The organism is Acidisphaera sp. L21, from assembly GCF_009765685.1.
In the GTDB taxonomy this organism is placed as follows: domain Bacteria; phylum Pseudomonadota; class Alphaproteobacteria; order Acetobacterales; family Acetobacteraceae; genus LMUY01.
Map to the genome: position 1 here is coordinate 41,389 of NZ_LMUY01000048.1, position 5,499 is coordinate 46,887.

A 5,499-nucleotide genomic window follows, 5' to 3' on the forward strand; every position below is an offset into this window, starting at 1 on the left:
TGCAGCTCGCGCTCAACCTTCCGCTAGCAAACCAGGCGCGACAGCAGGCTCCTTGTGAAAGACAATCCGGCCCTTTCCAGCCCGCTTCGCGGCATACAGCGCGGCATCTGCCTTGTTGAGCACAAGGTCCAATTGCTGATCATCCTCTGGCCAGCCGGCGCCTCCTAGACTGAGGCCAATCACAATCGACTGGCCGCCAATTTCATATGGTTCCGTTACGCGAGACCAGAGGCGATGCCCGGTGTCCAAAGCCAGACGATCACCGAGGCCGAGCGGCGCATGAAGGACGACAATGAATTCATCACCGCCGATCCGTGCAACAGCGTCTCGCACGCGAACGGATGACTGTAGGCGACGTGCGACCTCCTGCAGCAGATTGTCACCGGCCCCATGGCCCTGCGTGTCATTGACCTGTTTGAATCCGTCCAGGTCACCCACGAGGACAAGCAGGCCGGAGGGCTCTGTCCGCGCCTGCGCCAAGGCCCTCGCCAGCCAGGACTTCAACCCCGCGCGGTTCAGAAGCCCCGTAAGCGAGTCATGCTGAGTAGCGCTCTCCAGTTCGTCGAGCTTTACCTGCTTCGACGTCAGTGTCGCGACCATCGCTCGCAGTGAGGCCGAGAGCATTTCCACCTCAATTGCACCACGCAGGATAGGTAATTCAACGCTTTCCCCCCGCCGCAAGCAATCAGCAGCGGCGGCTATTTGCCGTAGGGGACGCGTGATCAAACCTGCGATCATCCAGCCCAAGGTGGCAACCATCACCGCGAGGACAACACCCGTTATGAAGATCGATCGTCGCAGTTCGTCCGCCGGGACAAGAGCCGCCGACTCACGCTCTCGCACCAACACTGCCCAGCGCATGGGAACACTGCCGGGTCCGGAAAACTGGCGCTCGCCGGCCGCAAAGCTCACGCCAGTGATGTAGTCCCGTGCATCGGGCCATCGGGTCGTCGCCCAGCCGAAGATGCCGACCCGCGCACGGCTGATGTCAGGAAGCGTCAGACGACGCCCGATCATATCGGGGGGGCCAACAAGGACTGTGTCGAAATTTGAGACGACCAGCGCCTCCCGGTTTTGCGCTCCGTCCTCATTGTGCGAGATTAGTGGACTGATGCTATCACGCACCCATTCCCAACTCAGTTGAGCAACGATGATTCCCACTGCCGTCCCATCAGCAGAGCGGATCGGCCTGCTAATGTTGATCTGACGTTGGCGCTCTAGCGGGGGCTGATCGGCTTCGCCCGGGCGAACGATCCGCAAAGGGTCACCCCAGCTATTTGGCCGTCCGCGCAATTGGTCGCGTAGGTCGGATAGGCTATTGAGATCGATCCCCGACAAGCCACCATCGGTTGCGGCAACGACGTTGCCCTGAGGATCTGTCACCGCCAACCATAGGAAATCCGGCTCGCTGCGACGCAGGCTGTCGAGCAGAGCTTGGATCGAGGCGATGTCTCGTAGGTTGCGCATGGGATCTAGTGCGCCAAGCAACGCTAGGTCACGCGATCGGTCCGCCATTTCTTGATTCAGCCGATCAGCGATGCTCTGCGCATCGGCGGCCAGAGATTGGCCAGCGCGTTCGCGCAACTGGTCTACCCCGTGCTGACCCACAACACCGCCAAACACAGCTGCCACAACAAACACGAAAGGAGCAAGCGCTAACGCAAATCTAGTTCGAAGGCTTAGACGTGGCACCCACCGCTTCAAATGTGCTGTCCCCGGCCTATCGCATAGGTGGTTTCATCGCTATGCGTCGACCGAGACAACGTTCGGCTCCAGGGGTTAGTTATAGCTGTATTAATGCTTTACCGCCCAATCGCAATAGGCTGCCCCGACATCATCAATGATCAGCACGCTCCCACATTGGCGTGCCATCATCGTCGGCGGAAGCGATACCTGCCAGTGCGACCCTATACTGAAGACACCGCTTGGGGGATGAACGTCACCAAACTATGGCGACGGAGTTAATCTTAGATTAATTCAGCTACTCAAGCGGTGTAGCGGCGCGCTAATTTCTCTGGGGCCCCCCGGCCAGTAGGGCATGAGCGTCCCAGACTTGAGATTGGAAGTTGGTTTCGCAGCCCCCACGCTTTTAACGTCCCTACGTTGGTCAACCTTGCGCTGAAGCGTTGAAGCCTACGCCGGACCACTCATGCAACATTAAGCGTTCGGCTCGGCGCTGGTACAGCCTCCTCCTGCGCGAAGCCGGCATCGCTAGAAGGATCGCGCATCATATAACCACGTCCCCAGACAGTGCCGATCAGATTTCCAGCCCCGGCCTGTGCTAGCTTCTTGCGCAGCTTGCAAATAAACACGTCGATGATCTTCATTTCCGGTTCATCCATCCCGCCGTAAAGATGGTTCAAAAATGCCTCTTTTGTCAGCACCATACCTTTGCGCAATACTAGCAGTTCGAGAATAGAATATTCCTTGCCAGTTAAGTGCACGGGATTGCCGCTGACCAACACCTCACGGCTATCGAGATTCAACTGCAGTGCGCCAACTCGAAGCGTGGGTTGGCTGTAACCCTTGCTGCGGCGGACAACGGCTTGCATTCTCGCAACCAGTTCCGCCTTGTCAAAAGGTTTGGAGATGAAGTCGTCCGCGCCCATGCCGAAGCCTTTGACCTTCGCGCCTGGACGGGAAAGGCCCGAAAGAATCAGCACCGGCGTCTCCATCCGCGCGGCGCGCATCCGACGAACAACCTCATACCCCTCCATGTCTGGCAGCATTAGGTCTAGAACAACGATATCGTAGTCATAGTGCTTGACCAACTCGAGAGCCTCCTCCCCCGTATCAGTCGTATCAACGATCAACCCACCAGACCTTAGCATCAAAGTGATGCCCCGCGCTGCGGTCACATCATCTTCTACGAGCAGAACACGCATTGGTTGCACTCCGACATTCAATGAACGATCAATACCACTCATACGTGCAGGGTGCTACCAAATTTTCACCTTTTGCGTGCAAAAAACGGCGTAAATGCACGTGAATGGTCCGGACCATAATATTCGAGCTAAGGACGCATAAAAATTGATACGGTTTATGTATAAGTGATCCCGTCTAATGTAAAAGACCGCCTTGAAGCAGCGCGCGCAACGATGGCGCACGTCAGCGCCGCGGTAGCGCACGGACGCGTCTCCTCGGTTCAAGGCCTATCGGTTGAGGTTGTGGGGCTAGGCGCACTGCTCAGCGTTGGTGATCGAATCGCGCTCGCGTCCCGCGATGGCCGGGAGGTAACGGCCGAGGTGCTTGGATTTCGCGGAACTGCTGCCCGAGCCATGGCATTTTCCGCGTTAGATGGGATTGGCCCCGGCAGCACCGCTCGGGCCGCTGCGCGTGTCGGGCAATCTGGCACCGGCGGCGCCACATTAGCGCCAAACGACACCTGGCTTGGGCGCGTGATCGACCCGCTTGGTATGCCCCTCGATGGCCGCGGAGCTTTGCCGCGGGGTGACCGGCCGCTACCTGTTCGAGCTGGGCCGCCGGACGCGACCACTCGCGCCCGCCTCGGAGAACGGCTTGATCTAGGAGTGACGGCGCTCAATCTATTTACAACGTGCCGTTCTGGACAGCGTCTGGGCCTATTTGCGGGGTCTGGTGTGGGCAAGTCGACCTTGCTATCCATGCTTGCGCGGCACACCGCCTGCGATGTCGCCGTCCTGGCGCTGGTGGGCGAGCGCGGACGTGAGGTTCGCGAGTTCCTGGAGGACGACCTTGGGTCCGAAGGGTTGGCCCGGTCCGTCGTCGTTACCGCAACCTCCGACAGCCCGCCTTTGCTACGGCGGGAGGCAGCCTACGCCGCGATGACCGTTGCCGAGTATTTTCGCGATCAGGGGAAGTCGGTGCTCCTGCTGATGGACAGTGTGACACGGTTCTGCCTGGCCCTGCGTGAGATTGGGCTCTCCGTCGGAGAGCCGCCTGCGACCCGCGGTTACCCACCAAGCGTTTTCGCCGAGCTCCCGCGCCTACTAGAACGAGCGGGACCAGGTCCGGAGGTGAATGGCGTCGCCGGCCAAATCACGGCTCTGTTTACTGTGTTGGTCGAAGGTGATGATCATAATGAACCTATCGCCGACGCAGTTCGTGGCATTCTAGACGGCCACGTTGTGCTGGACCGCCGTATCGGCGAGGCTGGGCGCTATCCGGCGATTGATGTCTTGCGCTCCCTTTCCCGCTCCGTTCCAGGATGCCTGCGACCGCCGGAGCGAGAGGCGGTTCGCCGGGCACGGTCCATTCTGTCGACCTATGCCGAGGTTGCAGACCTCGTCCGGCTCGGGGCCTACAAAGCCGGAGCCGACCCGGCTATCGACGAAGCTGTCGTCCTGGCACCCCGCATTGAGCGAGCCCTGAATCAGGATAAGGCTCGCCCGACTACAATTGAGGATAGTTTCGCCGCCCTCGCGGTGGCAATGGAGGCAAGCTGATATGGCTGACGCGCTTGACACTGTGTTGCGCATCCGGCGGGTGACGGTGGATGACGCCAAGAGAGACTTGGCCGCCATGCTGCGTATAGAAGAGGATGCGCAGCTGAAGGCAGAAGCAACCGAAGCGCTGATCGCACAGGAGGCCGCAGCAGCAACCGACCTGCGCGCTGGAGACGACGCGGTGGAGGCCTACGCCGTCTGGCTGCCGGTTGGCCGCGCTAACGCCGCCGCCGCACGAGCAGCGCATGAGAACGCCTGCTCGGCAGTTGCCATGGCTCGTGCTGCATTGACTATCGCGCGCGCCGCGGCTGAATCTGCCCAACAGCTTCTGGAGAAACGCTCGAAGGAGCGCCAGCTGGAACAAGGTCGCAAAATACAGGCGGCTATGGACGAGATCGCCTCGCGGAGCCGCAACTACAGTATAGATTGAGCAACTCAGAAATCGGCAAGAGCAGAAACCTTTCAGTCTGGATCGAAAGGGTTTCCCCGGCGCGGGCGAACTATGATTCACCATACACGCTGGGCAGGAGGCCAGCGTGTATGGTCAAGCCGCTTTCCGTCGACCTTCGTTCCCAATTGATTGCTGCCGTTGCGGGTTGCATGTCTCGCCGGTCTGCAGCCGAACGCTTCGGTGTCTCTGTGGCCACTGCCGAGCGGTGGGTCCATGCTGTCAACATGACGGGTAGCGTCCAGGCCAAACCGCAAGGTGACGACACACGCTCACCTCACATTGAGGCGTTCCGCAGCGTGATCTTGGCAGCCGTGGTAGCAATGCAAAAGGACATCAGTCTGGTCGAATTGGCCGCGTTGCTGCGTACCGAGCACGGCGTCTCATTGGTGCCAATACGGTCTGGCGCTGCCTTGATCGTCACGGCATGACCTTCGAAAAACAGCACACGCGGCCGAACGGGAGCGCTCAGACGTCGCAACCCGGCGCCGGGCTTGGTTCGCAGCCCAGCCTGAGTTCGATCCGCAACGCCTGGTCTTCATCGACGAAACCGGCGCATCGACCAAAATGGCCCGGCTACGCCGTCGCGCCCTGAGAGGAGAGCGTTGCCGCGCCGCCGTGCCGCAC

At 60.1% G+C, this 5,499-nt stretch carries 5 protein-coding genes; 3 read left to right on the plus strand and 2 right to left on the minus strand.

Annotated features, from left to right (window positions below):
* Positions 1-12 precede the first annotated feature (12 nt).
* Together GSQ76_RS10965 and ctrA are read right to left on the minus strand one after the other, a co-directional pair.
* Positions 13-1,584, minus strand: a complete 1,572-nt coding sequence (locus GSQ76_RS10965) for a diguanylate cyclase domain-containing protein (protein ID WP_158743954.1) — start codon at positions 1,582-1,584, stop codon at positions 13-15.
* 563 nt (positions 1,585-2,147) lie between these two features.
* Positions 2,148-2,885, minus strand: a complete 738-nt coding sequence (gene ctrA, locus GSQ76_RS10970) for a response regulator transcription factor CtrA (protein ID WP_158743955.1) — start codon at positions 2,883-2,885, stop codon at positions 2,148-2,150.
* A 165-nt stretch (positions 2,886-3,050) separates the two neighbouring features.
* Here ctrA and fliI point away from each other — a divergent pair, with 165 nt between their 5' ends.
* From fliI to GSQ76_RS10985, 3 genes are all read left to right on the plus strand, one after another.
* The gene (fliI, locus tag GSQ76_RS10975) at positions 3,051-4,424 is read left to right on the plus strand and encodes a flagellar protein export ATPase FliI (RefSeq protein WP_408836449.1); all 1,374 of its coding nucleotides are present in this window, start codon (positions 3,051-3,053) and stop codon (positions 4,422-4,424) included.
* Position 4,425: 1 nt separating this feature from the next.
* Positions 4,426-4,854, plus strand: coding sequence for a hypothetical protein (locus tag GSQ76_RS10980; protein ID WP_158743957.1), 429 nt, complete (start codon positions 4,426-4,428; stop codon positions 4,852-4,854).
* 110 nt (positions 4,855-4,964) lie between these two features.
* On the plus strand, positions 4,965-5,303 hold the full coding sequence (locus GSQ76_RS10985) for a hypothetical protein (protein WP_158743958.1): 339 nt from the start codon (positions 4,965-4,967) through the stop codon (positions 5,301-5,303).
* The last annotated feature ends 196 nt before the right edge of the window (positions 5,304-5,499 follow it).